The 1,416-nt window shown below is 63.0% G+C and carries 2 protein-coding genes; one reads left to right on the top strand and one right to left on the bottom strand.

The genetic code is table 11. From position 1 onward, the window contains the following. Positions 1 to 264: hypothetical protein (locus NJ959_RS29505; protein ID WP_254015321.1), on the top strand; the 264-nt coding region annotated here is incomplete at its 5' end. Positions 265 to 479: 215 nt separating this feature from the next. Here the strand turns inward: NJ959_RS29505 and NJ959_RS29510 are convergent. After that, the coding region (locus tag NJ959_RS29510) for an ATP phosphoribosyltransferase regulatory subunit (RefSeq protein ID WP_254015322.1) at positions 480 to 1,416 on the bottom strand (937 nt) is incomplete at its 5' end.

Genomic DNA, 1,416 nt, shown 5'->3' on the forward strand with positions numbered 1-1,416 from the left:
GACGCCAAGACCGCAAACCTCCGCATCAAGGTCCACGCCGAGGTCCTGACCGCCGCACGCGGCAGCGTGAGCGAACTCGAATCGATCGCGTCATCCGTCGCGGGCCTCACGATCAAGATCGAACCAACCGCCGAAGTGCCGGTGCAATCCGAATCCGCCACACCCCGCGTGAGCATCAACGAGCACCCGCTCGTGAAGTCCGCCATCGACCTCTTCAAGGCGCGCGTGTTGTCGGTGCAACCGCGCCAGCCAGCGGAGAAGTAGCCTTATCAGAGGCCAGAGAGCAAGCCCTGGCGTCGGGGTTGCGACCAGTTGCGCGATTTCGAATCATCAGAACCGCGACCGTAAGGGAGCGGGCACCCCCTGCATGATGTGACGAACTGGATTGCAACAAAGCTCTGTCACTGAATTCAAGTCGTCTTCCTCGACATCGCCGCGCACGCGCGACCGCTCCCTCACGGTCGCGGTTCTGACGGGCTTCACACCCCCAACCGCTCCGCCACCACGCGTCCCAACTCCGCAATCTTCGTCCGCGTCGCGTCCTGCTGGTTGGTGCGAAGGTCCTTGATCGTGACCTCTTCCGCATTCTCAACGATCACCGCGAGTTTCGCCTTCTGTCCTGCGGCGTCCTGCAGCAACTTGCCGATGTTCTTGGTTGCCTTGTTCGACGACCGCGCGTGCAAAGGCGGTGCGCCGTTGCTCGCGAGCGCATACCGATCCGCATCCCAAGGCTTGCGTTTCTCGTTGTCCTGGTACGCCTTGCTCTCCACGCCCCGCCGCAACTTTGCCACCAGCGGCCGCACGGCCTTCGCTGCCGCCTCCTGCTCCTCGGGCGACTGCCCCGCCGGAATCACGAACACATCAGGGCGGTAACTCGCGCTGGGCCGCGACAAGGCATCCATCAACGCATCACCCTCGGGGAGCAACCCGCGATCCTGCAACACCAGCGACAGCACGACATCGCCCATGCCGAAGCCGACCGCGGGCGTCGCAGGCCCGCCGAAGAGTTCGATGAGATTGTCGTACCGCCCGCCGCCAGCGATCGCGCGCTCGCCATCGGCGAGGACTTCGAAGACGGTGTCGGTGTAGTACGCGAGGCCGCGGACAACCGAAAAGTCCAAGTCGCACCAGTCAATGGCGTCGACGTGAGCAAGTTCTTCAAAGAGGCAGATGTCGGCTTGCTCGAACTCCATTCCGACGAGTCCAATCGGTTCTGGAGGATTGGGTCCGTCTTGTGCCGGGAAGGGAACCATCAGGCTCTCACACTGGGGTTCATCAATCGGGAACGAGCACCAGGTGATCGCGAGCAGCGCCGACACGTTCCGATCCGAAATCCCTAAGGATTTCGCCTTCGCCGCAAACTCTTCGGGGCGCACCTTGCGGCGGGTATCAATCAACGCGACAACGGCGTCGGTC

This window comes from Limnofasciculus baicalensis BBK-W-15 (assembly GCF_024178385.1).
Classification (GTDB): domain Bacteria; phylum Cyanobacteriota; class Cyanobacteriia; order Cyanobacteriales; family Coleofasciculaceae; genus Limnofasciculus; species Limnofasciculus baicalensis.